Below are 26,902 nucleotides of genomic sequence, written 5' to 3' on the forward strand. Positions count from 1 at the left end.
ATTATGTTTTTTTATTTCAACGTATGTTGACTTAAAATTTTATAGACTTCATTAATATTATTTCCACCTTTTCCAAATTGCTTCACAATTGGATTATTATCGTGGTTTAACCAAATTTTTAATTCGGCATCCAAATCTAATATTCCTGCACTTTCTTTAGAGAATTTCTTGATACTTGAATATGGAATCGACATATAATCAACTTTGCTACCTACCAATTGTTTTTCGACTAGAATCAGCCTTTTATTGGTAAAGATAAACATATCGCGAATGAGCTTATATGCTTTTTCAATTACCTCTCCATCAATTAAGATAGGCTCGAATTCCTTCGAAACATTTTCAATGTTAACTTCAGATGCATTGCCTAAAATGGCGTTAAATAGTCCCATGATATTATTTTATTTTTGATTGTATTTAGTCTTGTATCTCTCGTTCAACCTAGTTTGATGCGTTTCTAAACTGATCATTCTCCCTTGAATAAAAGCATTTGTTAATTTATTGGTTCTCATATCTAAAGCATCACCTTCGGATATAAATAACGTAGCATCTTTTCCTTGCTCTAAGGTACCACATTGCGCATCAATTCCTAATATTTTTGCAGTATTTGAAGTGATTAATTGTAACGCTTTTTCTTTATCCATTCCGTAAGCAGCGCATGTTCCTGCTAAAAACGGTAAGTTTCTGGTATTCATCCTTTCATGAGCACCACTATTTTCTAAACCAACCAAAACACCTTTGTCTGATAATAATTTAGCTGCCTTGTAAGGCAAATCGATATCATGATCATCATTGTCAGGCATGTCATGAACTCTCCTTAATAACACACCAATATTGTTTTTTTGTAATAATTCAGCAACTTTGTAGGCTTCATATCCACCAACAATAACCATTTTCTTAATACCATTTTCTTTGGTAAATTGCACCGCATCTATAATTTGCTTTTCTTCATTGGCATGAATGAATAGTGTTTGGCTTCCGTCATATATACCTTTCGTGGATTCTAAAACTAAGTTTCTTTCTTTTGAACCATCGCCTAAATAGGCTTTTGCATTAGATAAAAATCCTGATAATTCTAAAATTTGTTTTGTATAATCTTTATTGGTTTCGATATTTCCGGGTTCAAATAGTGATCCACCTCTTCTAAAAGTAGTTGGGAAATTTACATGAATTCCGTCATTTTCTTTTACCAAAGCATCTGTCCAGTTCCAGGCATCCAATTGAACAATTGAGGAAGATCCAGAGATTGTTCCACCACGAGGCGTAATTTGAGCCATTAAAATACCGTTGGGTCTCACGGTTTCTATTACTTTTGAATCGGCGGTGTATGCAATAATACTTCTTACATTTGGATTCATAACTCCAATTTCATCTTCATCATCGGATGATTTTACAGCATCAATTTCAACAAGTCCCAATGTAGAGTTTGGTGCAATAAATCCTGGATAGACATGTTTTCCGCTGGCATCAATCGTTACATCGTATGCTCCTGCAGCTAATCGGATTACTGTAGCATCCGCAACCAAAGTGATTTTTCCATCCACAAATCCGATGGCGCTATTTTCAATTATTTTACCATTCCCTAAATGCGCTGTTGCATTTAGAATTAAAACAGATTTTGATTGTTTAGCGGCAGGTGTTTGTTGTGCTCTTGTAAGTATTGATATACTACATACCAACGCTAAAAGATATATTTTTTTATTAATCATATTTATACGTTTTTTAAAATTGCTTAGCTTTTTTATAAAAGCTCGGGTTTTTGAAATTCAAATTGTTCCGTTATTCTTCCATCGAATCACAGTGATATTCTGTTTTTTCCTTCTTTTTAGGTTCCTGAGTATTCATACCTTTATTTTTTTCTTGCAGTAACTGACCAATAAGCTCATTTCTTTCTTTAGCAATTGCCACTCTTTGCGCTTCATCTTTTTGCGCATCATAATACACAACTCCTTCAATTAAGGTTTTTTCAGCTTTAGCATAAATAGACAACGGATTTGCATTCCATAATACGATATCTGCATCTTTACCCACTTTTATACTTCCTACTTTGTCATCAATATGCAACAATTTAGCAGGATTCAGTGTTACGAATTTCCAAGCATCTTCTTCCGAAATGTTACCATATTTCACTGCTTTTGCTGCCTCTTGATTCAGTCTTCTTGACATTTCAGCATCATCAGAATTGTAAGCTACTACAAGTCCTGCATTGTGCATAATTGGTCCGTTGAAAGGTATAGCATCATTTACTTCAAATTTATACGCCCACCAATCTGAGAAAGTAGAGGCTCCAACGCCGTGTTCTTTCATTTTATCTGCCACTTTATATCCTTCAAGAATGTGAGTATATGTATTTACTTTAAAATTAAATTTTTCGGCAACATTCATCAACATCAAAATTTCCGATTGAACATAGGAGTGACAAGTAATAAAACGTTCTTTGTTTAAAATTTCGGCTAATGTTTGTAATTCTAAATCCACTCTTGGCGCATTTCCTTTTGCTTTTTTACCACCAGAATTGTATGCTTTCCAAGCCATATCATATTCTTTTGCACGTTGGAAATAATCTGTAAAAACTTGTTCAACTCCCATTCTGGTTTGCGGAAAACGAGTAGGATTAGTGATTCCCCAATTGGCTTGTTTTACATTTTCTCCCAAAGCAAATTTGATGAATCCTGGTTGATTTTTATACAGCATTTCTTCTGCAGAAGCACCCCATTTCCATTTTACAATTGCAGAGCGTCCACCAATAGGATTAGCGGAACCGTGTAATAATTGCGAAATAGTTACTCCACCAGCTAAATCTCTGTAGATATTAATGTCTTCTGAATTTACCACATCTTGTATTGTTACTTCGGCACTGGAATTGTGTCCGCCTTCATTGACACCGTTTGAAATAGCGATATGTGAATGTTCATCAATAATTCCGCTGGTTAAATGTTTGCCTTTGGCGTCAATGATTGTTGCAGCTGCGTCAGAAATATTTTTCCCGATAGACGCGATTTTTCCGTTTTTAACTAATACATCCGTTTCTTCAAGAATCCCTTCTTTTTCATTGGTCCAAACAGTAGCATTTTTGAATAATAAGGTTTCTGCAGTTGGTTTTTTCAAATTACCATAAGCAACATTTGGAAATGTTGTTGGGATAATCATGTTGTTTTTCTCAATTTTGGAGGAATCCACCACTTTTACGAAAGGTGCCGTTTTTACAGCCGACCATTTTACTTCATTTCCATTAAATAAAACGGCTTTTCCAGAAAGATTTTGTGTGTCTTCAATGTATCCAATTAATCTTGTAAAGCTGGTTTTTGTTGAATCATTAGGTTTGATTACTGTCGAAATCCAATTGTTGGTCATCGTCAGTTTTGAGTTTACTTTTTTTGCATCAACTGTTGTAATTTCTGATTTTGGTGCGCTAATTTCGCCATTAATCTTCCATTTGTATTTTTCATTGTTAATGGTTAAATCATAATTCCCACGAATATCTTTTGTAGTCAAGTCATTTATAACAAATTTGTTTCCTTGAACCCAGTTTTCATAGAGTATTGTTTTTTCTTCGAAAATTTCTCCAGAAGTAATAACGAAATTGGCTAAACTTCCTGTTTTCAAAGTTCCCATTTCGTTACTTTTTCCTAAAAGTGCAGCAGGAATTGTAGTCAATGCTTCTAACGCTTTTGTTTTATCAAAACCATATTTGATGGCTCTTAAAAGATTAGGTCTAAAATCTTCCATCTTCTTTAACTTGTCTGTCGTCAATGCGAAAACAATTCCGTTATCAGCTAAAACTTTAAGGTTAGTAGGCGCTTGGTTCCAAAAACGCAAATCTTTCAATTCCATTTGGTTCGCTTGATTTGGATCAGAAACATCATAGGCTTCAGGGAAATTGACTGGAATAATAAATTTTGAATTTGTTTTTTTGATTTCCTCAATACGTTCAAATTCGTTTCCGTTTCCTTTTAGAACATAATTTAAACCAAATTCCTTCGCTATTTTGGCAGCACGCAAACTGTTTAATTTGTCTTCAGAAGCGAATATTTGGATCAATTTTTCATTATTTGCTAAGGCTTCTAATGATAAATCTTTGGTTTTTGAATTGCCTTTTTTATACCAATCCAAATCATGATACATTTGGCGTAATAATGCCATCATTCCCATTAAAGAACTTGGGTAGGATTGATTTGTGGTTACACTTTTAGTAAACGCAAAGTGATTGGTTACTTTATCAGAAAGCAATTGATTCTTTTTTTCAAAGTTGTTCAAAGCGATTAAAGTTCCTGATCCGCGTGCAATTCCGTCCGGGATATGAGTTCCCACAACACCAAATCCGGCTTTTAATAATTCTTCGGCTTTAGTTTGGTCGTATTTGAAAGCCTCGTAGGCATTCACCTCGGAACGAATGCTCTCATTCCAATAAAAACCGGATCTTTTTGTATCATACAAAGGGTTTCTTTCGGTGATTCCTTTTGGTTTTTCAACTCCAAAACTGGTATACATATCAATAAAAGATGGATAAATGGATCTTCCCTCCAGATTGATTGTCGTGCAATTTTTTGGGATGGAAATATTTGTTCCAACACCAATAACTTTTCCGTTTTGAATCAGTAATGTACCTTTTTCGACAATTTGTGTGGGCGTTACATAAATTCTTGCATTGGTAAAAGCGGTAAAATTGGTGTTTTTGTTTTGAACACTTTCATTATTCGGAAAGTATTCTTGTGCGTAGGTTTTTGGCAGTAAAAAACTAAAAAAGAGAAGTAGTACAATTTTTTTCATAATGTGGTTTCTAATTATTTCCTAAAAGTAGAAAAATGTTAATATTATACCTTCAATTTTTTAAATTTTAACATTTCGTTTTTGCGAATAATAAATGGTATTGGGTTAATCATCATACTATTTGGAGTGTTTTTTGAATATTTTATGTTATTTAGTATTTTATCAGAAGTTATGTAAGATTTTTTATAATAATAAGAAAAGTTTTCTCTAATTTTAGAATAAAATAAATACAGATGCTAGTTAAAGTTTTTGGAAGTGCAGTTTTTGGAGTCGAAGCCACAACGATTACTGTTGAGGTAAATATTGATAAAGGGATTGGTTATCATTTAGTTGGCTTGCCAGACAATGCCATCAAGGAAAGCAGTTATCGAATTGCGGCTGCACTTAAAAATAATGGGTACGCCATGCCCGGGAAAAAAATAACGATTAATATGGCTCCCGCTGATTTGCGCAAAGAAGGTTCTGCGTATGACTTAACTTTAACTATCGGAATTTTGGTCGCTTCCGGACAAATCAAAGCGGAGGATATTGATAAATATATTATTATGGGAGAACTTTCTCTTGATGGCAGTCTTCAGCCGATACGTGGCGCTTTGCCAATTGCGATAAAAGCCAAAGAAGAAGGTTTTAAAGGTTTTTTTCTTCCAAAGCAAAATGTAAAAGAAGCAGCAATTGTTGCTGGATTGGATGTTTATGGAATCGAAAACGTTCAGGAAGTGATTGATTTCTTGGAAGGTAAAGGAACCCTAGAACCGACAACTATAGATACACGGGCCGAATTTTATAAAACATTAGATTTTCCCGAATTCGATTTTTCGGATGTAAAAGGACAAGAAAGCATCAAGCGTTGTATGGAAATTGCCGCAGCGGGAGGACATAATATTATCTTGATTGGTCCGCCCGGCGCAGGGAAAACGATGCTGGCCAAACGATTACCTAGTATTTTACCGCCGATGACGTTACGTGAAGCCTTGGAAACCACTAAAATTCATAGTGTGGCAGGGAAATTAAAAGAAGTAGGTTTGATGAATCAACGCCCTTTTCGTAGTCCGCATCACACGATTTCGAACGTCGCGCTTGTTGGTGGAGGAAGTTATCCGCAACCGGGTGAAATTTCTATGGCGCATAATGGCGTTTTATTTCTGGATGAATTACCGGAATTTAAAAGAGACGTTCTGGAAGTAATGCGTCAACCTTTAGAAGATCGTGAAGTGACAATTTCGAGAGCCAAGTTTACGGTTACCTATCCTTCCTCTTTTATGTTAGTGGCAAGTATGAATCCAAGTCCAAGCGGTTTTTTTAACGATCCAGATTCTCCACAAACATCTTCTCCACACGAAATGCAACGGTACTTAAGTAAAATTTCCGGACCTTTATTAGATAGAATCGATATTCACATCGAAGTGACGCCAGTTCCTTTCGAAAAATTATCTGATGACCAAAAAGCAGAAAGCAGTGTTGACATTCGTAAAAGAGTGACTGCTGCTCGAGAAATACAAACGGAGCGCTTTGAGCAAATGGAAAACATCCATTACAATGCACAAATGAATACCAAACACATTAGGGAATATTGTGCTTTGGATGATGTTTCCAAACAATTATTGAAAACTGCAATGGAACGATTGAATCTTTCCGCTAGGGCCTACGATCGTATTTTGAAAGTGGCCAGAACTATCGCTGATCTTGATGCGGCTCCAATAGTGGTTTCCAGTCATATTGCTGAAGCCATTCAGTATAGAAGTTTGGATCGTGATGGCTGGTTGGGTTAAAATAGATTTCAGTTGTATAGATTATGCTCCGCAAAGTCTCCGACTTTGGGATAGTGAATAGATTATGCTTCGCAAAGTCTCCGACTTTGAGGTAGTGACTCTCGGTTTTCAACCGAATTTATTTTTGATTGTTTGATTTTTATGTCAGTCACAGACTGACGAACGCATCCTCAAAGTCTCTGACTTTGCGGAGTATGTAACATGGTGAATTAGATTTGATATTTTTGATTTTATGTCAGTCATAGACTGACGAATGCATCCTCAAAGTCAGAGACTTTGCGGAGCGAGGCGAGTAATTTATAACTTCGTTACAAACTGACGAACGCATCTTGAAAATCAGATATTTTGTATAGCGGAAGCAAAATTTCAGATTTTATGCTCCGCAAAGTCTCCGACTTTGAGGAAGTGATTTTCAGTCTCTGACTGACCCTAAAAAGACACAATGAAAGATAAAGAAGGATTTATAATTCGAGACCAATCCAAACTGCATTTTATAACCGCGGCGGTTGTAGACTGGGTTGATGTTTTTTCTAGAAAAACCTATAAAGATTGTATTATCGAAAGCTTGGATTTTTGCATTAAAAACAAAGGAATGATTTTGTATGGATTTGTAATTATGTCCAATCACATTCATTTAATTATTCAATCAGAAAACAATAAATTATCTGACTTGATTCGGGATTTCAAGAAGTTTACGGCAAAGACTATTTTGAGTAAAATAGAAACTGAGCCAGAAAGTAGAGCCGATTGGATGCTGAAACGTTTTGAATTTGCGTGTAAAAGTCACAGTCGAAATGAAAAATATCAGTTTTGGCAATATGGGAGTCATCCTGAAGAAATTTTTTCAGAAAAGTTATTTTGGTCGAAATTGGATTATATTCATTTGAATCCTGTTCGAGCAGGAATAGTGGCTAAGGCTTCTCATTATATATATTCCAGTGCTTCTAATTATGTGGAAGATAGTGGAATTATAGCAATTACAAAAGTTGATAATCCGGTAATTGATGTTTTGAAACCGCAATCGATTAGTACTTTTGATAAGTGGTGAGAAAGGTCAAAGACCTTATTACGCATCCTCAAAGTCAGAGACTTTGCGGAGCGTTATTAATTGATGTTTTGAAACTGTAATCGATTAGTACTTTTGATAAGTGGTTACAAAGGTCGGAGACCTTATTACACATTCTCAAAGTCAGAGACTTTGCGGAGCGATCGAGCAGGGAAAAAAGAAAAGTATAGAAATAAATAAGTCAAAAAAGAGATTTCGATAGAAATCTCTTTTATTTTTGCCACATGTTAGAAATCCTATACCAAGACGAATATATTATTGCAATTAATAAACCAAGTGGATTATTGGTTCACAAATCATTTTATGCGCGCGATGCAAAAGTGTTTGCTATTCAAGAATTGAGAAATCAAATAGGAGGGCAACATGTTTATCCTATTCATCGGTTAGATCGCAAAACATCTGGTGTCTTGTTATTTGCGTTGGATACAGCCGTTTTGAAAATCATGAATGATCGTTTTGCCACACGCGAAGTCGAAAAAAAATATTTAGCAATTTTACGTGGTTGGTCACCCGAAGAACTAACGATTGACTATGATTTAACAAATGATGATGGCATTGTTCAAAATGCAATAACCTACTTTCATCGCTTGCAAACTACCGAAATTGAGTTAGAATTTAACAATAAACAAACGTCTCGATATTGTTTGGTAGAAGCGATTCCAGAAACGGGGCGTATGCATCAATTGCGAAAACATTTCAAACATATTTTTCATCCCATTTTAGGAAGTCGTCCGCATGGTTGTAACAAACAAAATAAATTATGGTTGGAGAATTTTGAACTGAAAGGAATGATGCTTCATGCACATCAGTTAATTTTTAATCATCCTATAACAAATGAACAGCTTATCATAAATGCAAAGATTAATGAAGAGTTTAGCAGAGTTGGTACTATTCTTAAGCTAGATTTGAAAGAGTATGAATAAAATATTGATTTGTAAAGTAATGCTCTAAATTGTTGTTGTATTTGGAAATAACAGTTTTCAGTATAAAGAGGAACAGATTTCAGATTTTTGATCAACGATTTTTGATTTCAGATTTTAAGCACAACGTTTTATAAAGTCTCCGACTTTGAGGAAGTGACTTTATATTCTTAACCGATTTTGTTTTTAAAATATTTTAATTTTAAGGTCAGCATGAGACTGAAAAAAAAACATACTTAAAGTCGGAGACTTTGCTTAACGGGCTTATTCTTTCTGTAGCTTTTCAATTAATTTATAAATGTGTGAACCTAATTTTTTAGGATATGTTTCATTGTTATTATCTAATTTTTTAGCTATTTCAGTAGCCGCTTTTGTCAAAGGTAAAAATAGTTCCGGATTTGGGTTTTTATTATAGCCAATACCTTGTAAATCGCTTAGAACTATATCGATATGATTTTTATTTTTATTGAACTTAGCGTTTTCTAAAAGCTTTTTTTGTTCTTCATCATCATACTCAGAAATATCTTTTAAGTGCATAATCAGCCATATTTCAAAACAAGGATTACTCATTGCTAAGAAAAAGTTGTTCTCTTTATTACAGTCTATTACTAATTGATTGAAATCTATTTTATGAATAGTTTCCCAATGGTCTCTATCAACAATAAGCCAAAATTCGTCTGTTTTTTTAAAGGGGTAATTTGCTTTAGCTTTTTTAAGTAATCTTTTAACACTTAGTGGGTCTGTTCCAGTATTGACCTCTCTTTCTAAAGGAATAATTTCTATTATTCCTGAATCATTAAAAAACTCAGACATTCTAAAATCATTGAAGTATGTGACTTCAGTTTTTTGACCTTCATAGGATAAGATATACAATTTTTCCGCATCTTTAAAACTGCCTTCCCTCATTAATGGTATTGGTTCTCTTGGCATACTTAGTTGATTTGTGGGATAACAGTTAAATTATCTCTATTGCCAAACTTAGGAACACCTTTATATCTACCTAACAAATAATCACGTCTGACTTCCTTGTCAAATCTAATGCTGTAGTCTTCTAAAGAATGAAGTCTACTAGCTCCTGACTTGTCTTTAACGACAAACCATATTTCATCTTTTCTTAATAACTTTTGAGTTAAAAGAGTTGATTCGTGACTTGCAACGATAAACTGACTATTAACATTTTTACACTTGGATAGAAAAAAATCAAATAAGTCATATATCAAATTAGGATGTAAACTTCTTTCCATTTCGTCAATTACAAAAACGTTATTTCCTTTGAAAAAATCAATTATTAATGGAATTAAATCCATTATTCTTCTTGTTCCGTCTGATTCATCTCTTAAATCAAATAACTCATAGCCTCCTCCAGAAATTTTATGTTTTGTTTTTAAAAGCTGAGCTCTTATTGAGCGGTCTTTATTCAAAGAAATAACATAATATTTGTCATCTTGGATGTTAGAAATAAACGCATTAGTTTTTTCTGATTTATCTCCCACCAAATCATTCTCAATATCTTTTAATATTTCACTTGGAATATCAATTTTTTCTATGTCAACTTCTTTAAATTCTATTCCGTCAATACCAGTGTCAAAATACCCAAGCATTTCAGTAAATACTTTATTTAAATCGGTGTCTTCTAATAATTCAAACTTCTTTCCAACATTTTTTGAATTTGGATATATTACAGTTAGGGCATTTTGAAACCAATCAATAACATTGATAAGATCGTCAATGTTCGAAACATTTTCCTTTACTTTTCTTGTTCTAATTTCAGATAAGAATAATTGATTTTTCTGAGTTCCTTTTGCGGTAAATTCTAAAAATTGTTTTTCCTCCGTTTTTTTGTTTTTGCTAAGTATTGCTTCAAGGTCAAATTCTTTTGTTCTATTCTTATCTCTAGTGAATATTTTTTTTTCCGATTTTTTTGAAATTTCGTAAAGCCATTCTTCTATTATTTCCTTAGAATTAAAAATAAAACCGTAAGCATAATTTTTATCTTTGTGCTGTATTTCGTATTCGATTCTTGAATTATGTTTTAATTGCTTTTTATCTAATTTAAAATTACTATATTTTATAGGTTGTTCCGCCTTGTTTCCTTTTAAAATAAGCTCTTTTCCGAATTCGATAGCTTTAATCAAATTGGATTTTCCAGATGCATTAGCACCATAGACAACTGCTGTTTTAAGAGCGGAAGTTCCTTTTATTGATTTGGATTTATGATGTGATTTTAGAGTTCCTTTTCCTGGGATAAGGGAAAATACTTCTCTGTCTTTAAATGACAAAAAATTCTCAATTGTAAATCTAATTAGCATAATACTATCTGTTTTTTATACAAATATAGTGAAAAAATCACATTTGAAGCTTTTTTTAGGTCTAAAGTTGATTAGGGATTTGTTTTTCAGCTTGTTACACAAAAAATAGATATGTGTAAAAAAAATCATACTAAGCCACCTAATTTAGGTTAGATATCCATCACAACAGCCTACTATTTATTTCAAATATATTAAATTTTTCTTACAAAGGATCTGTCTGTTGTAAATTCAATGTAGTATTTTGCAAAATGGTATTATGAAAATAAAAACGCGCTATATAGCCCCGATAGAAATGAAAAACCTAGTAAGAGCTGGTGTTCAGCTCTTACTAGGTTTGTAATGTATAGCGGGAAATACGTTCTTAAAAAACGAAAATATGCTGCTCCTAAAAAACAATAAAAATTAATTATCTATTAGAACGTCTGTCATTATTTTGACTTGGACGTCTTGGACCAAAACTGTTATTGCTGCTGCGGTTTGTAGTGTCGGTTTTTGGTTTTCGCGGAGTTGAATCGCGTTGTTGTCTTCCTTGCCCTTGTTTAATAGGTTCAGTTGATGCATTTGGGTCTGCCTCAAATCCTGCAAGTTGTTCTTTAGGCAATCTCAAACCTATTAATTTTTCAATATCACGTAAAAAAACAGTTTCATCAGGACTAAACAAAGAAATAGCTTCGCCACTTGCTCCAGCTCTTCCTGTTCGGCCTATGCGGTGAACATAATCTTCTGGAATATTAGGCAATTCAAAATTTATAACGTGCGGTAATAAAGGAATGTCTAGACCACGTGCTGCAATATCTGTCGCAACAAGTGCGGTTATACTACCATCTTTAAAACCAGCTAACGCCTTGGTTCTTGCACCTTGACCTTTGTTTCCATGAATGGCCGCTGCTACAATACCGGCGTTGATCATGCTTTCACATAATTTATTAGCCCCTTGTTTAGTGCGGGTAAATACTAATATTTGTTTCCAGTTGCCTTCTGTAATAAGTTTTATTATTAATTCTGTTTTTTTCTCTTTAGCAACAGGATATATTTTTTGAGCGATTGCTTCTACTGTAGTATTTTCAGGTGTTGCTTCAACTTGAATAGGATTGTGCAAAATTCCCATCGCTAATTTCTTAATGTCTTGTGAAAATGTTGCTGAAAATAGTAAATTCTGTCTTTTTGCTGGTAGCACTTTTAAGATGCGTTCTATATCTCTTAAAAATCCCATGTCTAGCATGCGATCAGCCTCATCTAAAACTAAAATTTCTACTTTAGCGAGTGAAACTAGACCTTGATTTTGCAAATCAATAAGGCGACCAGGTGTTGCTACTAAAATATCTACACCGTTTCTAAGTTGAGCCGCTTGTGGATTTTGATTTACACCACCAAAAATAACGGTACTTCGAATATCTAAAAATGTGCTGTATTCTTTAATGTTTTCAAAAATTTGAGCAGCTAATTCTCTTGTTGGGGTTAATATTAGCGCACGAATAGGTCTTTGTCTTAATTGTTGACCTTGCGAAATTATTTGTAAAATGGGTAACGTAAAAGCAGCTGTTTTTCCAGTTCCAGTTTGTGCGGATGCTAAAACATCTTTCCCTTCTAATATAGGTTTAATTGCTTTTTGTTGTATTGGAGAAGGGGTTGTGTATCCTTTTTTGCTGATCGCTTTTAATAAAGCGTCAGATAATCCTAATGAGTTAAATGACATAAATAGTGTTTATAAAGTAAACACTAGTATGTAGGTTACTTTTTAATTGGGCGCAAAGGTACTGTTAATTTTTCCGATGTGCTTTTGATTACTCCGATTTGTTTAAATATAAGCACAAAAAAAATCGGAAAATTATCCCGATTTTTAAATTCTTATTGATTTGTCATTTATCTTATTTCTGCAAAAGTATCGCCTTGATTGATATCACCTGTTTTATACCCTTTCATAAACCACGCTTTGCGTTGTGCTGAAGTTCCGTGTGTAAAGGATTCTGGAACAATATGTCCTTGAATTTTAGCTTGAATGGCATCATCTCCTACAGCGTGCGCTGCGCTTAGGGCTTCATCTATATCGCCTTCTTCTAAGAAGTTATTCATTTTTTGATTGTAATGTGTCCAAACACCTGCGTAAAAGTCAGCTTGTAATTCTAAAGCGACCGACAATTTATTGGCTTGAGATTGACTTTTTCCTTCTTGCATTTGCCTCATTTTAGTTGAAGTTCCTAACAAGGTTTGTACGTGATGACCAATTTCGTGTGCAATAACGTATGCTGTTGCAAAATCGCCTCCTTGCGCACCAAACTTAGTTTTTAGCTCTTCAAAAAAGGATAAATCCATGTAGACTTTTTGGTCCGCTGGGCAGTAAAATGGTCCAGAAGCTGATGTAGCACTTCCGCAGCCAGTTTCATATGAATCTGTGAACAAGACTAAATTTGGTCTTTCGTATTGCAGATTATTCTCCTGAAATATTTTCCCCCAAACATCCTCCGTATCTACTAATATGGCTTCTATAAATTTGCCTTCTTCAATTTCGGCTGCGGTTAAAGCGCGTTGTTCAGTTGGATTTGTTTGTTTTCCTTGAGTCTGTTCTAAAATAGTACCTATCATCTGACCATTTTCTCCACCAAAAACATTCAATAACAAGATGACTATTCCAATAATTCCACCACCAATAATGGTTTTGCCACCCGAAGACATTCCTCTACGGTCTTCGAAATTTTCGCTATTTCGTCTGCCACTCCATTTCATAATCTGTTATTTTAGTTATTTAAATCAAAATATAAAAATACTAATTTAAAACAATAAATAATCATCCTGTGATTAGGTTATTGAACCCATTTTAAAAATGTATCTTCAATTATTCCTTTGATAATTGGTTTTGGAATATAATCATTCATGCCTGCATTCAGACACTTTTCTTTTTCCTCTTTTTCTGTACCAGCAGTGATAGCTATTATTGGCACTTTTTGACCGGATTTTATATTCCGAATAATTTCTGTGGCTTCATAACCATTCATAATTGGCATTTGGATGTCCATAAAAATAATATCTGGATTTATTTTTTCAAATTGCTCCACAGCTTCTTGACCGTTTACTACTTGAAAAATGGCAGTAGGCACCGATAAGTTTTTTATAATAGTTTTGAGCAACAACATGTTTACTTTATTGTCCTCTACTATTAAAACGGTTATTATTTTAGTGGTGACGTTGGTTCTAACTACGATGTCTTTAATAGCATTAAAATCTGTATCGAATAAGCTGATACTTTCGGGTGCTTCATTACTAGTTTTTAATTTTAAGTCAAAATAGAAAGTACTTCCTTTATTGACTGTACTCTCTAATTGTAAATGACTATCCATCAAGCCCAACAACTGATTCGAAATTGTTAAACCCAATCCTGTACCACCAAATTTTCTAGTGGTGGAGCTGTCCTCTTGCGAAAAGGCCTGAAATATTTTCTTCTTATTTTCTTCTAATATTCCAATGCCGGTATCGATTACTGCAAATCGAATTATATTTTCCGAATTATCTAATTCCTTGATTAAAGAAACTTCTAATTTTATACCACCTTTTAAGGTGAATTTTACAGCATTGGCTAATAAATTGATTAAAATTTGTTTTAATCTCACGCTGTCTAACCAAAAATATTTAGGGATATTGGATGCAATACGAAGTTCTAAATCTAATTTTTTTTGATTGGATTCGTATAAAATTAAATCAATTACAGGTTTTAGCAATTCATGAATATCATATTTTTCAATGTACAAATCTAGTTTACCGGCTTCTATTTTTGAAAAATCAAGAATGTCATTGATAATGTCTAATAGGGAATGAGCGGATTGACTGATAGTGGTCATATATTTCTCCTGCGTAATTCCAAGATTAGTCTTCATTAATAAATCAGTGAACCCAATAATTCCATTTAAAGGCGTTCTAATTTCATGACTCATGTTAGCTAGGAATTCAGATTTAGCTTTGTTGGCGGCTTCTGCTAATTCCTTTTGTTGCATAGCGGTTTCGGTTTTTTTTCGCTCCGTAATATCAATAAAAATGCCTTCGATAAATGCAATTTTTCCATCTTTATAAATGGTATCACCAAATTCCTCTACCCAAACTACATGGTTGTCTCTATGTATGATTCGGTACGTTAAGTGAATGGCTCTTTTATTTTCTATGGCATTTTTTTGTGCTGTAATGGTCCGTTTTTTATCATCTGGATGAATCAAGTCAATAAAAGATAATTCATTATTGATAAAACTTGATTTAGGATAACCTGTTAGTTTTTCAATTTCATCATTAATGTATATTTTGGTGTTATTTTTATCATAATTAGAGAGATAAACGGTTCCAGGAATATTATTAGCTAACAATCGGAATTTCTCTTCACTTTCATTAATTGCGGTCTCGTTTGCAATACGCTCAATTGAAGATGCAATGTTACTGGCTAATGTTTGCAAAATATTGACTTCATCCTCTGACCATAATCGTTCTTGATGGGTGTCATCAAATCCTAAGAAACCATGAAATTTGTTTCTTACAAAGATTGGAAAAAGGATCAAAGACACAACGTCGACATTAATTAGTTTATTCCGTAGAGAAATATTCTCAATTTTAGGAATTAAGGCGGTATATATTTTATTATTTAAAAGGGGTGTTATGAGTTCTTCAAAATAATCGTGTGGTAAATTTTGAAGTTTAATATTATTTTCAGATAGTTTTATGTTGTGTATTATCCACCGGTATTTTTGACTAATTAGATCAGTATTTACATCATTTTCGTAATAATAGGCTCTATGGGATTTAGTCGCTTTTCCCATGATTACCAGGACATCGGAGAAAATAGCATTGATGTCATTGCTGTTCAAAAATTTCTCCGTACAAAGTGCCATGGCAGATAATAGCTCACTTTTATACTCTAATTTTATTTCTGCCTCGTATCTGCTATGTGATATTATCGTTAACGAAAGAATGTCAGAGATCGTTCTGGCAAAAATAATATCGTCATTATCCCACTTCCTTTTATTTTTTGCCGTTTCTAAGCTGATTGTTCCTGTTAATTCGCCACTGATAAAAACAGGGATGTCAAGTTGAGATTTGATATCATATTTTAGAAAATAATTTTCTTTGAATTCGGATAATTCCCATTTTTTTAAAACATCTGGTGCGCTAATTTGTTTTTTGCTTTTTATAGATTCAAAGTAAATAGGATAATTTTCCTTTTCAATAACATATCCTTTGCTGTAGGTATTGGTTTCTAATTCGTATAAATTTTCACAAGTAATAAGTTCTTCTGAATACTTCCAGTAACTAACGCGACTGCATTTTGTAGCTTTTGCAGCGGCTTCAATGATTTGCATTATACTAACATCCAGATTTTTATAACTGCTAAAATTGGTTGTGGATAGCTTTTTAATAGTTCTGTTGTAATCTTCTGTTTTTTTCTGACGAATTTTATTTTCTAATTCAATATTTTTCAACTTAGTAATATCTCTTGCAATACCGGAATATCCTACTAGTATTCCAGTATCATTTCGATTGATAATTACTTTTTGGGATACCCATAATTCTTCGCCATTCTTCTTTAATAATGGAAATTCAATCGTAGGAAAGTCTTGCTCATTTTCTAACAAATTCTGATAAAAGCTCCTGATTTTAGTACCGTAATCTTCACGTATGAATTCTAAATAATGATGGGATAATAGTTCTTTTGGATCGTATCCTAAAGTTTTAATTGTAAATTCATTCACAAAGATAAAATTGCCAAGGTTGTTTACCTCAAAAATAAGATCCGTTGCGTTTTGAATTAAATTTTTATATTGATTTTGTAAATTGATTTCACTAGTTACATCTTGACCGATGCCAATAATTAAATCATCAGAAAATTTCTTGTCATTCCACTGAATCTGCTTATAATCTCCATTTTTACATTTAACTTTTCGGGTGAAAATTCGATCAACTTTAAACTTAGTATGATAGTCTTCCCCATAGAATTCAGTATCTTCGGTTACTTTCCAGTAACCCAATCCCATTACTTCGGCTACAGTATACCCTAAAATACTTTCTACATTTTCACTACAAAAAACAATTTCTCCTTTTTTATTTGTTGCTAGAATGAGAGAATTTCCTTTGTTGATAATTTGATTGTTAAACTTCGTTACATTATTGCGGTTTATCCATAGTATGAAGCGAATGTAATTTATAATTACTATTACGGCAGAGTTGATAAATAATACTAAAATTGTTTTAAATGGGACTAATTCAAAAACATAAATAACAACAAAATAGGCAATGACCGCCAATACAAACCCCCAGTACAGTTTTAAAGATTTGAGGACGATGTATGAAAAAAATAACGTTACTGCGAAAGCTTCGATAGGAATAAGATCTGTGGGAGTTACTATTAAATTTCTACAAATTGAGCTAAAGTAGAGTAGAAAGCAAACAGTAAAAATTTTTTGAATATTTCTGAATATTAGTGCAGATTTGGTGCTGATAAAGTACAAGACCAATAAGGCAAACCCAATACTGCAGTTGACTACTAGCAAGCTTTTAGGTCTAGTTTTTAAAAATTCAAATGTAATTTCTATAATGGGTAGTATAATTCCTAAAAAGAAAAGATAAATTTGATATTCCTTTTTCTTTGTAATGGCTTTGGCACTTTTTTCCAGTAAATTACTTTTTAGTCCATTTCTTAATTTGAAAATTTTATAAATAAGAAAAAGGATTAAAATAAGGACGACAATACTAAATAGCACATTAATAGCCAATGAATTAGAGATCCCCAAGAAAATAATTTCAAGTGGAGAAGTATATAATTGGCTATAGTAGAATACCATAGATTGTATTGGCTTAGGTTAAAAACTAAATTAGTGAGGGCTATTTTGGCTGTCAATTTAGTAATTTATTTTAAATTAAAAACCAAAACAGATTGCCATTTCTATGATGGTTTTTTATTCAAAAATAATTTGTAGTTATAGGGTAGCTTCTTGATCAATTTCAGTGTCAAATCCAATTATTTCACTATAAATGACATAGTTTAGAGAATATAAAAAAGGAAAAGTGAAGAAAATTCCAATACAACATCCTACTAATCCCACCATTATTGCAAAAGTCCCAACAACAATTAAACCCAATAAGATCAGTGGTTGTTTTGATACAATCATCAGACTTGTTTGTATAGCTTCAACGGCTTTTAATTTGCCGAAAATAATAAGCGGAATCATTAAGATGGTGAATAAAGAAACAGTCAAGGTATTAACAAAACCCAGAATTGGAATTTGTGCGTAATCAATTATCGCAGAGAGGCTGGAGCTCACTATAGAGACGAGTAATGTAGCGATGAAAAGTTCCTTGAAATAAGGCGCTTTAAAAAACTCAAACATAGTTGATACATGAAATTCTTCATCTCTTTCAGCGCAATAAGCCATTTTTATTAATCCAGCAGTAAATGGGCTTAAGGACGAACCAATTAAAATGGAAACTGCTGAAATAATTAATAAAATATTTAAGGAAAGTGCTTCTGGTCTTAAATTTTCTGGCTTTAGAAATTCTAAAGTGGCGGCACTACCAAAAATGGCAATGATTACGCCAAATACTACTATACTTAAAAGGAAAAAAAATACAAAAAGAACCAAACCGCCATAAAGCGCAATTTTTTTATAATTTTCGAATGCATGGTTGAAAACAGTGCCAAAATCCAGTTCGTATCCATTATTTTTAATTCTTTCTATGCGATTTTGAGTAGTATTCATCATTTGGTTTTGGTATTATTTAATGAGTTATATTTTAAAATAGGTTTCTTCAAAAGGGATGCGGAACCGCTCCCCATAAATACCATTTGTAGCTCTGATACCACATCCTACAATCATATTTATTTCAGCAGAAGCGGGTAAATGTAATATTTTTTTAATTATCAGCGAATCAAAACCTTCCATGGGACAGGTATCATAATTTATGGCTGCCATACTAATCATAAAATTTTGTGCCGCGAGTCCAGCACTTTTATGTGCTACAATCCGCATATCACTTTGTCGAGCCTGCCTGTAAATGGGCTTGAATATTCCAATAATTTGAAAAGCAAGAAATTTGATCATTCCAATGATTCCAAAAAAATCAAAATAAAGGGCAGGAACAATTTTTTGATAATAATTTAAAGCAAACTTTTCTCTCTTCGAATAATCGGCTTCCGCTTTATTGCCATATTGAGTTTTTAGATACTCAATATTTGATTTAACTCTTTTGCGCCAAAGGTCTTTTCGAGTTACAACGATAACTAGTTGCTGCGCCGTTTTTGCGGCATTTTGATCAAAACTCGCTTTCGCAATCTGCTCGATGCGATCCGGAGACACTACATGGTAGAACTCCCAAAGTTGCATATTACTGCTAGTAGGTGCCAGAGCCGCTAACTCAATGCAGTCTTTTACTTTCTGAACATCAATTGCCTCGTTCTTAAAAACACGGACAGAGCGTCGGTATTTAATAGCTTCGCTCACTGATTTTTCAGTGCTTAAATCCATTTCAATAATTTTTGAATGGTTTGTAATTTATCTTTATATGGAGCGTAGCGCAGCGGTAAATCCAGCCAAGTTCCTCTTTTTACGATCGCTTTTTTATGGGAAAAAATATCAAAACTCAATTTTCCGTGATAAGCACCCATACCAGAATTTCCAACACCGCCAAAAGGAAGCTTATTGTTAACCAAATGAATTACGGTATCATTAATGCAGCCGCCGCCAAAGGAATATTTTTGTAAAACTTCATCAACAAAGGATTTGTTTTGAGTAAATAAATACAATGATAGTGGTTTTTCGAAGCTCAAAATTATTTTCTCAATATCTGCTTTTGTTTTATAAGAAAGTATGGGAAGTATGGGACCAAAAATTTCCTCCTGCATGACTTTACTGTCCATTTTAGGTTCGTCGAGTAAAGTAGGAGCTAGGTATAAGCTTTCTTTAGTAGATTTTCCTCCAAAAAGCGTTTTTTGATTTTCCAATAAGCTCAATTGACGTTCCCAGTTTTTTAAATTGATAATTCTAGCATAATCAGGAGATTCTTCTGGATTTGCTCCTAATGCTTTTTCAATTTCCAGAATTAAGAATTTCACTAAAGTGTCCTTCATTTTATGGTGTACCAAAATATAATCAGGAGCAACGCATGTTTGTCCTGCATTTATAATTTTTCCCCATACAATACGGCGGGCGCTCAATTCTAAATTAGCCGTTTCATCAACAATGCAAGGGCTTTTTCCTCCCAACTCCAGAGTAACAGGAGTTAAGTTTTCGGCGGCAGCCTTCGCTACTATTTTCCCCACAGCGACACTTCCTGTAAAAAAGATATAATCCCACCGTTTTTTTAACAAGTCCGCTGCCACTGTAGCATCACCGGTAACAACCACCACCTCTTTTATGGGGAAAGTTTCACTTATAATTTTTGAAATAATAGCAGCAGTGTGTGGCGTAAGTTCGGATGGTTTTAACGTCACTTTATTTCCAGCGGCTACTGCGGCCACAAGAGGACATAACGCTAATTGAAAAGGATAATTCCATGGTGAAAGTATTAAAACATGGCCATACGGTTCACTGTAAACATAATCTGAAGAAGGAAAATTCAACAACGAAGCACTAACTTTCTTTGGCTTAGCCCAAGAATTTATATTTTTTATAGTTTCTTTTAGATCACTAATCACATAATTGGTTTCAGTTAAAACAGCTTCAAAAGCAGGTTTTTTGAAATCATCATACAAAGCCTTAATGATCGCTTCTTCATGCTTTGTAATGACATGTAATAGTTTTTTTAAGGATTCTTTTCGGTAATTTATGTCGGTTTTATGATTCATTGGATGATTTTAGTTTTAAAAATACAGATTATTATTTTAATCCAAGTTTCTATTCCAAATAAAAACGAAAAAACAGGAAAAATTATTCCTGTTTTATAATGTATAAGTCTTTGAAGTATCTATTTTGTTACTATTCTAATAAAAATTAAATCGCGTTCCAAATCACGTCGTTTGGTACTGCAGCAACTATTTCAATATTTTCTTTAGTTACAGGATGTGTAAAAACTAATTTTCGAGCGTGCAAATGAATTCCACCATCGGAATTACTTCGGTCAAAACCATATTTCAAATCGCCTTTTATTGGGGAACCAATAGCTGAAAGTTGCGCCCTGATTTGATGGTGTCTGCCAGTATGAAGATTGATTTCTAGAGCGAAATAATTGTTGAGTTCTTTAATTATTTTGTAATCTAAACTAGCTAGTTTACTGTCGGGAACTTCTTTTAAATGTGCTTTTGAAGAGTTGTTTTTTTCGTTTCTTTTTAAGTAATGAACGAGTTTATCTTCAGACTTTAAAGGTTTATTTTTGACAATACACCAGTAGGTTTTTTGAGTTTCCCGGTTACTAAACAACTCATTCATTCTCGTCAATGCTTTACTAGTGCGGGCAAAAACGACAATTCCAGTTGTTGGTCGGTCTAACCGATGCACCACTCCTAGAAATACTTCTCCGGGTTTGTTGTATTTGTCTTTAATGTATTCTTTGACAACGTCTGACAAGGGTTTATCACCCGTTTTATCGCCTTGTACAATATCGCCTACACGCTTATTGACCACAATGAGGTGGTTGTCTTCATGCAGAATTTTGAGATTAGATTTGTCTGAAACTATTTTCATTTTGATTTTTGTAGTGTTGGAATGTAAAGTATTAGACTTCTTATATGTTTAGATTCTTAGACAATTCTTGCAGTTTTGAAATTTAAGAAAGTCTCTAATAAAGTCGCTCTAAATCTTAAAGTCGTTTTTATAATTTCTTCTCGATTATTTGCGAACTGATTTAAATCTCGTGAAGTTATAAAACCCAAATCTGATGAAGTAAGAATTTGTGTTTCGACTTCATAAGCGGAACCAATATCGATTTCTAAAACTGTGCAAAGTCCTTATTCGATTGTCTTGACAGTCCTTCAGCACTATTTGACGGAATAGAAACAGAAGCCCCGCTTGATTGATTTGTTAATCCAAATTTTTTTTCGCTGGGCAAAGACAAAGTGACTTTATAATTTCAGAAGAAAAAAAGCTACTTTTTTTCCAAATCTCCAAATCCTTAAATATATGAACTTCTTTTTTTTAGTCTGACAATTTAAAAAACTAACGATCTAAAGAGTCTATTTTAATATTGCTCATTTGCATTAGGGAAATCACTCGATTTTACATCGGCAACATACTGGCCAATGGCTTTTGTCATTCCTTCATACAAATCCATATATCTCCTCAAGAAACGAGGGCTAAATTCATTATTCATTCCTAACATGTCATGAATTACTAGAACCTGACCGTCAACTCCGCCACCGGCACCTATGCCTATAACAGGAATCGATATGCTCTGAGCTACTTTCTCGGCTAAATGTGCAGGTATTTTTTCTAAAACTAAGGCGAAGCAACCTAGTCTTTCAAGTAATTTAGCATCTTCGATCAACTTATGTGCTTCTTCTTCTTCTTTAGCGCGAACGGTATAAGTCCCAAATTTATAAATGGATTGTGGGGTTAATCCCAAATGGCCCATAACAGGAATTCCTGCGTTTAATATTTTCTTGATAGACTCTTTAATTTCTTTACCACCTTCTAACTTTACTGCGTGTCCACCGCTTTCTTTCATAATTCTAATAGCAGATCGCAAGGCTTCTTTCGGGTCTGATTGATAGCTTCCAAAAGGTAAATCCACGACAACTAAAGCTCTTTCTATAGCTCTAACTACAGAGGAGGCATGGTAGATCATCTGATCTAAAGTGATAGGCAATGTTGTTTCATGACCTGCCATGACATTTGAAGCGGAATCACCCACAAGAATCACATCGATTCCAGCACTATCAACGATTTTTGCCATAGTGTAATCGTAAGCCGTTAGCATAGAGATTTTTTCTCCGTTAGCCTTCATCTCAATCAGTGATTTCGTGGTAATCCTTTTGTAATCTTTTTTAGCGACAGACATTTTTATGTTTTTTATGATTGTAAAAGTAGTGAAACTAATTCTTTTGTGACAAGTAAATAGATTTGCCTTTTTTAAAAATAGATACTTTTTATGGTGATTTCTGGTTCTTGTTAATTTTTTGAAATACGAATGCGCCTTATTTGGATGACAGACGTGTTAAATATCAAAAATCTGTAAGTTATGTAATATTCAACTTTAATAGTGTAACAAATTAGAGGACAAGAGTCGCAACTTTGTTTTGCACTTTACTGCATCAAAATATTCCTTTTAAAGACTAAATTGGGATTCTGAAAAAAAAAGCAATTATTCCTTATAATTTGGTTTTGCTTTTTAAAAGGTACGTTTTCTCAGTCCTGGCAATATTTAGGTCGAAAATCGAGTGTTTTGTTTTGCATTTTTTGGTTTGAGAGTTAAAATTTTCAACTTTGATATAAGGTCAATTCGAGGGAAATTTGACTGTAATCAAAAGAAGTAGTAAAGCCAAAATTATCCCTTTTACCCCGCTATGTTTAAAAAATTATAGAAGAATTAATGCTAAATCCTTACTAAAATGAAAACAGCACTTACGTATACCAAAATCAACAATCAGCTATTTAAACTCAAAGATTTGATTGATCCTGCAGTTGAATCAGAAAACAATAAAACGGATGAAATTACACAATTAGTCAGTATCCCAAAGGGTGAATCCCCTGAAATATTGATAATTTCGTCATATCCTCCTAGAGAATGTGGGATAGCAACCTATAGCCAAGATTTAAAAAATAGTATTATTCAAAAATTTGGTAGTGCTGTATCTGTTAAAATTTGTGCTTTAGAAAACAAGAAAACAACAGCCACGTATCCCACAGAAGTAAAATATCATTTGATCACTTCGGAAAAAGACAATTATGAAGAACTTGCGGTAAAAATTAATAATGATGATCGCATCTTTATGGTTTTTTTAGAGCACGAATTTGGTTTATTTAGTGGTAAAAATGGGAGCTACATAATTGAATTGTTAACTCATTTAAAAAAACCGGTAGCAACTACTTTTCACACCATTTTGCCAAAACCAGATCATGATTTAAAACTAATTGTTCAAAAAATTGCCCAACTTTCCGATTCAATTGTTGTAATGACTAAAAATTCCTCGGCAATTTTGATTAATGATTATGGTATTTTGGATGAAAAAATAAAAGTTATACCGCACGGTACCCATTTAATTTCTCCAAAGGAAAAAGGTGTGAAATCTAAAATTCATTTGGAGAATAAATTAGTTCTCTCCACATTTGGATTAATTAGCGAGGATAAAAGTATAGAAACAGCTTTAGAAGCTTTACCTCAAATTATAAAGAAATTTCCTTCCGTTATTTATCTGATTATCGGGAAAACACATCCCGAAGTTGTGAAAAATGAAGGAGAAAAGTACAGAGAATATTTAAGTGCCAAGGTAATGGAGTTGAACATTCAAAACAATGTCCAGTTTATCAACAGCTACTTGTCACTTGAAGATTTAATCGATTACTTGCAACAGACCACCATCTATTTATTTACTTCTAAAAATCCAAATCAAGCCGTAAGTGGCACCTTAGCGTACGCAATGGCATGCGGTTGCCCCATAATTTCTACTCCAATTCCGCATTCAAAAGAACTTCTAGAAGGTGCGGGAATTAATTTTGATTTTAAAAGCTCAGGGCAACTTGCGAATGCTGCAATAAAATTATTATTGGACCCCAAATTATTAAAACAAATGCGATCCAATGCTTTGCATCGAATTAATCCAACGGCTTGGCAAAATATAGCCATTTCTCACGTTAAATTAGCGCAGGAAATTAGTAAGGGAAAGCAAAATGCTTTGAAGTTTAAAATGCCAGAAATTTCTTTGGCGCACATTAAACGATTGACCGCTAAGCATGGGATGATTCAGTTTTCTACAATCGATATTCCTGATTTGGAAACGGGATACACACTTGATGATAATGCCAGAGCGTTAATTGCTGTTACAAAACATTACTACCTTACTGGTGAATTAGACGATATAGAGCTGATAAATACCTATTTAAATTTTATTTTATTTTGCCAAGAATCGGATGGATCTTTTCTAAATTATGTAGATATTGAGTGTAATTATTTCGAAAAAAACCATCACGAAAATCTTGAAGATTCAAATGGTAGAGCAATTTGGGCATTGGGTGAATTTATGACTTATGCACATTTGTTTCCTGAACGAAGAATAGAAAAAGTGAGACTCGCTTTAGATAAATCGCTCCATTATATAAATAAATTTCAATCACCAAGAGCAATTTCTTTTGCAATTAAAGGCCTATACCATTATAATTTAAAGAAGAAAAGCACAGAGATTGAAAACTTGATTGTTGCGCTTGCGGATAACTTGGTATCAAAATACAGAGGTGTTTCAGAAAAAAAATGGGATTGGTATGAAGATTATTTAACTTATGCCAACAGCCTTTTACCAGAAGCAATGCTTTATGCTTCCATGAGTTCTGGTAGTTATTTATATAAAGATATAGCCAAAAAAACATTTGATTTTTTATTATCAATAATATTCAAAAACAATCAGATTAAAGTAATTTCAAATCAAGGTTGGAAACTTAAAGGTAAAAGCCCAAATCAATTTGGAGAACAACCCATAGATGTGGCTTATACTATTTTGGCTTTGAATCAATTTTACGAAATCTTTCAAGAAGTAGGCTATTTAGAAAAAATGAAAATTGCCTTTAGTTGGTTTTTAGGCAATAATCATTTAAGTCAAATTGTTTATAATCCTTGTACAGGAGGATGTTATGACGGATTAGAAGAAACACATCTCAATTTAAATCAAGGTGCTGAATCAACAGTGAGTTATTTATTAGCAAGATTAATTTTTGAAAAAAGGGTAAGCCCAAAAGAGGGATCGGAACGCTATTCAGACTTGCAACTGAGTAAAAAAAGAGAAAAAGCGTCAAAATTATTAAATAAAATTCCAAAAGATATTTCTGAATAGCTTCAAAATTTAGTTTCTTATCCAAAGAAAACGTTTTTTAATTCAGCATTATAATTTGTAAATCGTTTTATCTAATTTTAATAGTATTCTTGGTCGTATTAAAGGATTTCATATTTAGCTTTTTTTCTCTTTTCTTTAATAAGGAACGGGTTTGATTCCTCTTTTGAGACACGAATTCGTAGTCTTCAAACGGTATGGAATGAGAAACAATTTTATAATACTTTTCTAGTGACCATTTGTCAGTTCTATTTTTGAATATTTTGAACGCATTATTTAAAATAGTGCATTGTATTAGATTGTTTACTTTTATAATAAATCTAAAGGTTTTATTCCTGGAATCATTGGGTTTCAATCACGATTCTGTTATTTTAATTCGTACTATTATGTAGTCAATATTCTGATTTGCAGGTATTTATATTTTATCTTAATTAATTACATAACGCAATTAAAATTCCTATTTCTGCATCTAGATCTCTAGTAATTCCATGAAATTCGTCACCTACAGTTATAAGCTGTGGAGACAATAAATTGGCTTTATTGAAGTCATTTGCTTTTTGAATCAATTTTTTGAACTTTTCCATAACTGATTTTTGTTCTTTTGCACCACTATTGATACTATCACCTTTTAGAAATAATCTTTAATTTTTAGTGAAAATTTATTATTTATTTCAGAAATAGTGAAATAAAAGAAGATTTAAAAAGTCAATTGACTAAGCTTGAAAACTTTCATAAAAGGGAAAGATAACAATTAATATGTGTCGTCATTCAAATCTGATTCTTCTTCTGCAGATTTTTTGTAATCATTATTCAAGAAATAAGTGTACTTCTTTTTATCTTTTTGATTTTTTCTAAAAAGGAATACAATCAAAATAATTGCGAAGAAAATTACAATACCAATAATAATCCAGTTGATTTCCATTTTTTTAGGTTTAAAGAATTAGTGACGTTGAAAGATTGTGTTAAAATTTACAGCAAAGATAATTAGTGTTTAAACAAAGTGAGAGACTCGTGCTTCTAAATTAGATAGTAAACGTAATGTATTTCATGATGAATTAGGATATCCAGACCATAAAATAGTGTTGGACGAATCATAGCTTTCAATTTTACAAAAGCGAGTAGGCGAACATTCC

At 33.0% G+C, this 26,902-nt stretch carries 19 protein-coding genes and 1 pseudogene; 4 read left to right on the forward strand and 16 right to left on the reverse strand.

Annotated features, from left to right (window positions below; all coding sequences use genetic code 11):
- Window positions 1-11 precede the first annotated feature (11 nt).
- From IWX83_RS12150 to IWX83_RS12160, 3 genes are all read right to left on the reverse strand, one after another.
- On the reverse strand, window positions 12-389 hold the full coding sequence (locus tag IWX83_RS12150) for a PH domain-containing protein (RefSeq protein WP_073352947.1): 378 nt from the start codon (window positions 387-389) through the stop codon (window positions 12-14).
- Window positions 390-398: 9 nt separating this feature from the next.
- Window positions 399-1,706, reverse strand: a complete 1,308-nt coding sequence (locus IWX83_RS12155; RefSeq protein ID WP_196829972.1) for an amidohydrolase family protein — start codon at window positions 1,704-1,706, stop codon at window positions 399-401.
- Between the two features lie 70 nt (window positions 1,707-1,776).
- Entirely contained in the window at window positions 1,777-4,767 is a 2,991-nt protein-coding gene (locus IWX83_RS12160; protein WP_196829974.1) for an amidohydrolase family protein, read from the reverse strand.
- A 233-nt stretch (window positions 4,768-5,000) separates the two neighbouring features.
- Here IWX83_RS12160 and IWX83_RS12165 point away from each other — a divergent pair, with 233 nt between their 5' ends.
- The 3 genes from IWX83_RS12165 (at window position 5,001) to IWX83_RS12175 (ending at window position 8,525) form a co-directional block, all read left to right on the forward strand.
- Window positions 5,001-6,536, forward strand: coding sequence for a YifB family Mg chelatase-like AAA ATPase (locus tag IWX83_RS12165; protein WP_073352950.1), 1,536 nt, complete (start codon window positions 5,001-5,003; stop codon window positions 6,534-6,536).
- Window positions 6,537-6,978: 442 nt separating this feature from the next.
- Window positions 6,979-7,584, forward strand: coding sequence for a transposase (locus IWX83_RS12170; protein ID WP_073352951.1), 606 nt, complete (start codon window positions 6,979-6,981; stop codon window positions 7,582-7,584).
- A gap of 242 nt (window positions 7,585-7,826) precedes the next feature.
- On the forward strand, window positions 7,827-8,525 hold the full coding sequence (locus tag IWX83_RS12175; protein WP_196829976.1) for a pseudouridine synthase: 699 nt from the start codon (window positions 7,827-7,829) through the stop codon (window positions 8,523-8,525).
- A 261-nt stretch (window positions 8,526-8,786) separates the two neighbouring features.
- Here IWX83_RS12175 and IWX83_RS12180 read toward each other — a convergent pair whose 3' ends face one another.
- The 11 genes and pseudogenes from IWX83_RS12180 to panB all read right to left on the reverse strand — a co-directional run bounded on the left by IWX83_RS12180 (window position 8,787) and on the right by panB (window position 22,789).
- Complete coding sequence (locus IWX83_RS12180; protein WP_073352953.1) at window positions 8,787-9,452, reverse strand: RloB family protein; 666 nt, start codon at window positions 9,450-9,452, stop codon at window positions 8,787-8,789.
- A 2-nt stretch (window positions 9,453-9,454) separates the two neighbouring features.
- Window positions 9,455-10,831 (reverse strand): ATP/GTP-binding protein, encoded by a 1,377-nt coding sequence (locus tag IWX83_RS12185; RefSeq protein WP_073352954.1) that lies wholly within the window; start codon window positions 10,829-10,831, stop codon window positions 9,455-9,457.
- A gap of 406 nt (window positions 10,832-11,237) precedes the next feature.
- Complete coding sequence (locus IWX83_RS12190; RefSeq protein ID WP_073352955.1) at window positions 11,238-12,527, reverse strand: DEAD/DEAH box helicase; 1,290 nt, start codon at window positions 12,525-12,527, stop codon at window positions 11,238-11,240.
- 167 nt (window positions 12,528-12,694) lie between these two features.
- Entirely contained in the window at window positions 12,695-13,555 is an 861-nt protein-coding gene (locus IWX83_RS12195) for a neutral zinc metallopeptidase (protein WP_073352956.1), read from the reverse strand.
- 77 nt (window positions 13,556-13,632) lie between these two features.
- Entirely contained in the window at window positions 13,633-17,643 is a 4,011-nt protein-coding gene (locus IWX83_RS12200; RefSeq protein ID WP_196829978.1) for a PAS domain S-box protein, read from the reverse strand.
- A gap of 135 nt (window positions 17,644-17,778) precedes the next feature.
- The gene (locus IWX83_RS12205; protein WP_231379980.1) at window positions 17,779-18,561 is read right to left on the reverse strand and encodes a hypothetical protein; all 783 of its coding nucleotides are present in this window, start codon (window positions 18,559-18,561) and stop codon (window positions 17,779-17,781) included.
- 24 nt (window positions 18,562-18,585) lie between these two features.
- Window positions 18,586-19,323, reverse strand: coding sequence for a nitroreductase family protein (locus IWX83_RS12210; protein ID WP_196829980.1), 738 nt, complete (start codon window positions 19,321-19,323; stop codon window positions 18,586-18,588).
- The gene (locus IWX83_RS12215) at window positions 19,314-20,642 is read right to left on the reverse strand and encodes an aldehyde dehydrogenase (protein WP_196829982.1); all 1,329 of its coding nucleotides are present in this window, start codon (window positions 20,640-20,642) and stop codon (window positions 19,314-19,316) included. The genes IWX83_RS12210 and IWX83_RS12215 overlap by 10 nt, the downstream gene beginning before the upstream one ends.
- Window positions 20,643-20,787: 145 nt before the next feature.
- Window positions 20,788-21,477 (reverse strand): RluA family pseudouridine synthase, encoded by a 690-nt coding sequence (locus IWX83_RS12220; RefSeq protein WP_196829984.1) that lies wholly within the window; start codon window positions 21,475-21,477, stop codon window positions 20,788-20,790.
- Window positions 21,478-21,533: 56 nt separating this feature from the next.
- Window positions 21,534-21,847: pseudogene (locus IWX83_RS12225) on the reverse strand (four helix bundle protein).
- 123 nt (window positions 21,848-21,970) lie between these two features.
- The gene (gene panB, locus IWX83_RS12230; protein WP_073352961.1) at window positions 21,971-22,789 is read right to left on the reverse strand and encodes a 3-methyl-2-oxobutanoate hydroxymethyltransferase; all 819 of its coding nucleotides are present in this window, start codon (window positions 22,787-22,789) and stop codon (window positions 21,971-21,973) included.
- A gap of 550 nt (window positions 22,790-23,339) precedes the next feature.
- Between panB and IWX83_RS12235 the strand changes: the two genes are divergently transcribed.
- The gene (locus tag IWX83_RS12235) at window positions 23,340-25,772 is read left to right on the forward strand and encodes a glycosyltransferase (RefSeq protein WP_196829986.1); all 2,433 of its coding nucleotides are present in this window, start codon (window positions 23,340-23,342) and stop codon (window positions 25,770-25,772) included.
- A 428-nt stretch (window positions 25,773-26,200) separates the two neighbouring features.
- Here the strand turns inward: IWX83_RS12235 and IWX83_RS12240 are convergent, their stop codons facing one another.
- Together IWX83_RS12240 and IWX83_RS12245 are read right to left on the reverse strand one after the other, a co-directional pair.
- Window positions 26,201-26,353, reverse strand: coding sequence for a hypothetical protein (locus IWX83_RS12240; RefSeq protein WP_196829988.1), 153 nt, complete (start codon window positions 26,351-26,353; stop codon window positions 26,201-26,203).
- Window positions 26,354-26,520: 167 nt separating this feature from the next.
- On the reverse strand, window positions 26,521-26,691 hold the full coding sequence (locus tag IWX83_RS12245; protein WP_175547740.1) for a hypothetical protein: 171 nt from the start codon (window positions 26,689-26,691) through the stop codon (window positions 26,521-26,523).
- Window positions 26,692-26,902 lie beyond the last annotated feature (211 nt).

Source organism: Flavobacterium sp. CG_9.1 (assembly GCF_015751645.1).
Classification (GTDB): domain Bacteria; phylum Bacteroidota; class Bacteroidia; order Flavobacteriales; family Flavobacteriaceae; genus Flavobacterium; species Flavobacterium xanthum.

Bases quoted from the DNA above. Each gene is read 5' to 3' on its own strand.
- IWX83_RS12150 (WP_073352947.1), bottom strand. From the start codon at position 389: ATGGGACTATTTAACGCCATTTTAGGCAATGCATCTGAAGTTAACATT.
- IWX83_RS12155 (WP_196829972.1), bottom strand. From the start codon at position 1,706: ATGATTAATAAAAAAATATATCTTTTAGCGTTGGTATGTAGTATATCA.
- IWX83_RS12160 (WP_196829974.1), bottom strand. From the start codon at position 4,767: ATGAAAAAAATTGTACTACTTCTCTTTTTTAGTTTTTTACTGCCAAAA.
- IWX83_RS12165 (WP_073352950.1), top strand. From the start codon at position 5,001: ATGCTAGTTAAAGTTTTTGGAAGTGCAGTTTTTGGAGTCGAAGCCACA.
- IWX83_RS12170 (WP_073352951.1), top strand. From the start codon at position 6,979: ATGAAAGATAAAGAAGGATTTATAATTCGAGACCAATCCAAACTGCAT.
- IWX83_RS12175 (WP_196829976.1), top strand. From the start codon at position 7,827: ATGTTAGAAATCCTATACCAAGACGAATATATTATTGCAATTAATAAA.
- IWX83_RS12180 (WP_073352953.1), bottom strand. From the start codon at position 9,452: ATGCCAAGAGAACCAATACCATTAATGAGGGAAGGCAGTTTTAAAGAT.
- IWX83_RS12185 (WP_073352954.1), bottom strand. From the start codon at position 10,831: ATGCTAATTAGATTTACAATTGAGAATTTTTTGTCATTTAAAGACAGA.
- IWX83_RS12190 (WP_073352955.1), bottom strand. From the start codon at position 12,527: ATGTCATTTAACTCATTAGGATTATCTGACGCTTTATTAAAAGCGATC.
- IWX83_RS12195 (WP_073352956.1), bottom strand. From the start codon at position 13,555: ATGAAATGGAGTGGCAGACGAAATAGCGAAAATTTCGAAGACCGTAGA.
- IWX83_RS12200 (WP_196829978.1), bottom strand. From the start codon at position 17,643: ATGGTATTCTACTATAGCCAATTATATACTTCTCCACTTGAAATTATT.
- IWX83_RS12205 (WP_231379980.1), bottom strand. From the start codon at position 18,561: ATGATGAATACTACTCAAAATCGCATAGAAAGAATTAAAAATAATGGA.
- IWX83_RS12210 (WP_196829980.1), bottom strand. From the start codon at position 19,323: ATGGATTTAAGCACTGAAAAATCAGTGAGCGAAGCTATTAAATACCGA.
- IWX83_RS12215 (WP_196829982.1), bottom strand. From the start codon at position 20,642: ATGAATCATAAAACCGACATAAATTACCGAAAAGAATCCTTAAAAAAA.
- IWX83_RS12220 (WP_196829984.1), bottom strand. From the start codon at position 21,477: ATGAAAATAGTTTCAGACAAATCTAATCTCAAAATTCTGCATGAAGAC.
- panB (WP_073352961.1), bottom strand. From the start codon at position 22,789: ATGTCTGTCGCTAAAAAAGATTACAAAAGGATTACCACGAAATCACTG.
- IWX83_RS12235 (WP_196829986.1), top strand. From the start codon at position 23,340: ATGAAAACAGCACTTACGTATACCAAAATCAACAATCAGCTATTTAAA.
- IWX83_RS12240 (WP_196829988.1), bottom strand. From the start codon at position 26,353: ATGGAAAAGTTCAAAAAATTGATTCAAAAAGCAAATGACTTCAATAAA.
- IWX83_RS12245 (WP_175547740.1), bottom strand. From the start codon at position 26,691: ATGGAAATCAACTGGATTATTATTGGTATTGTAATTTTCTTCGCAATT.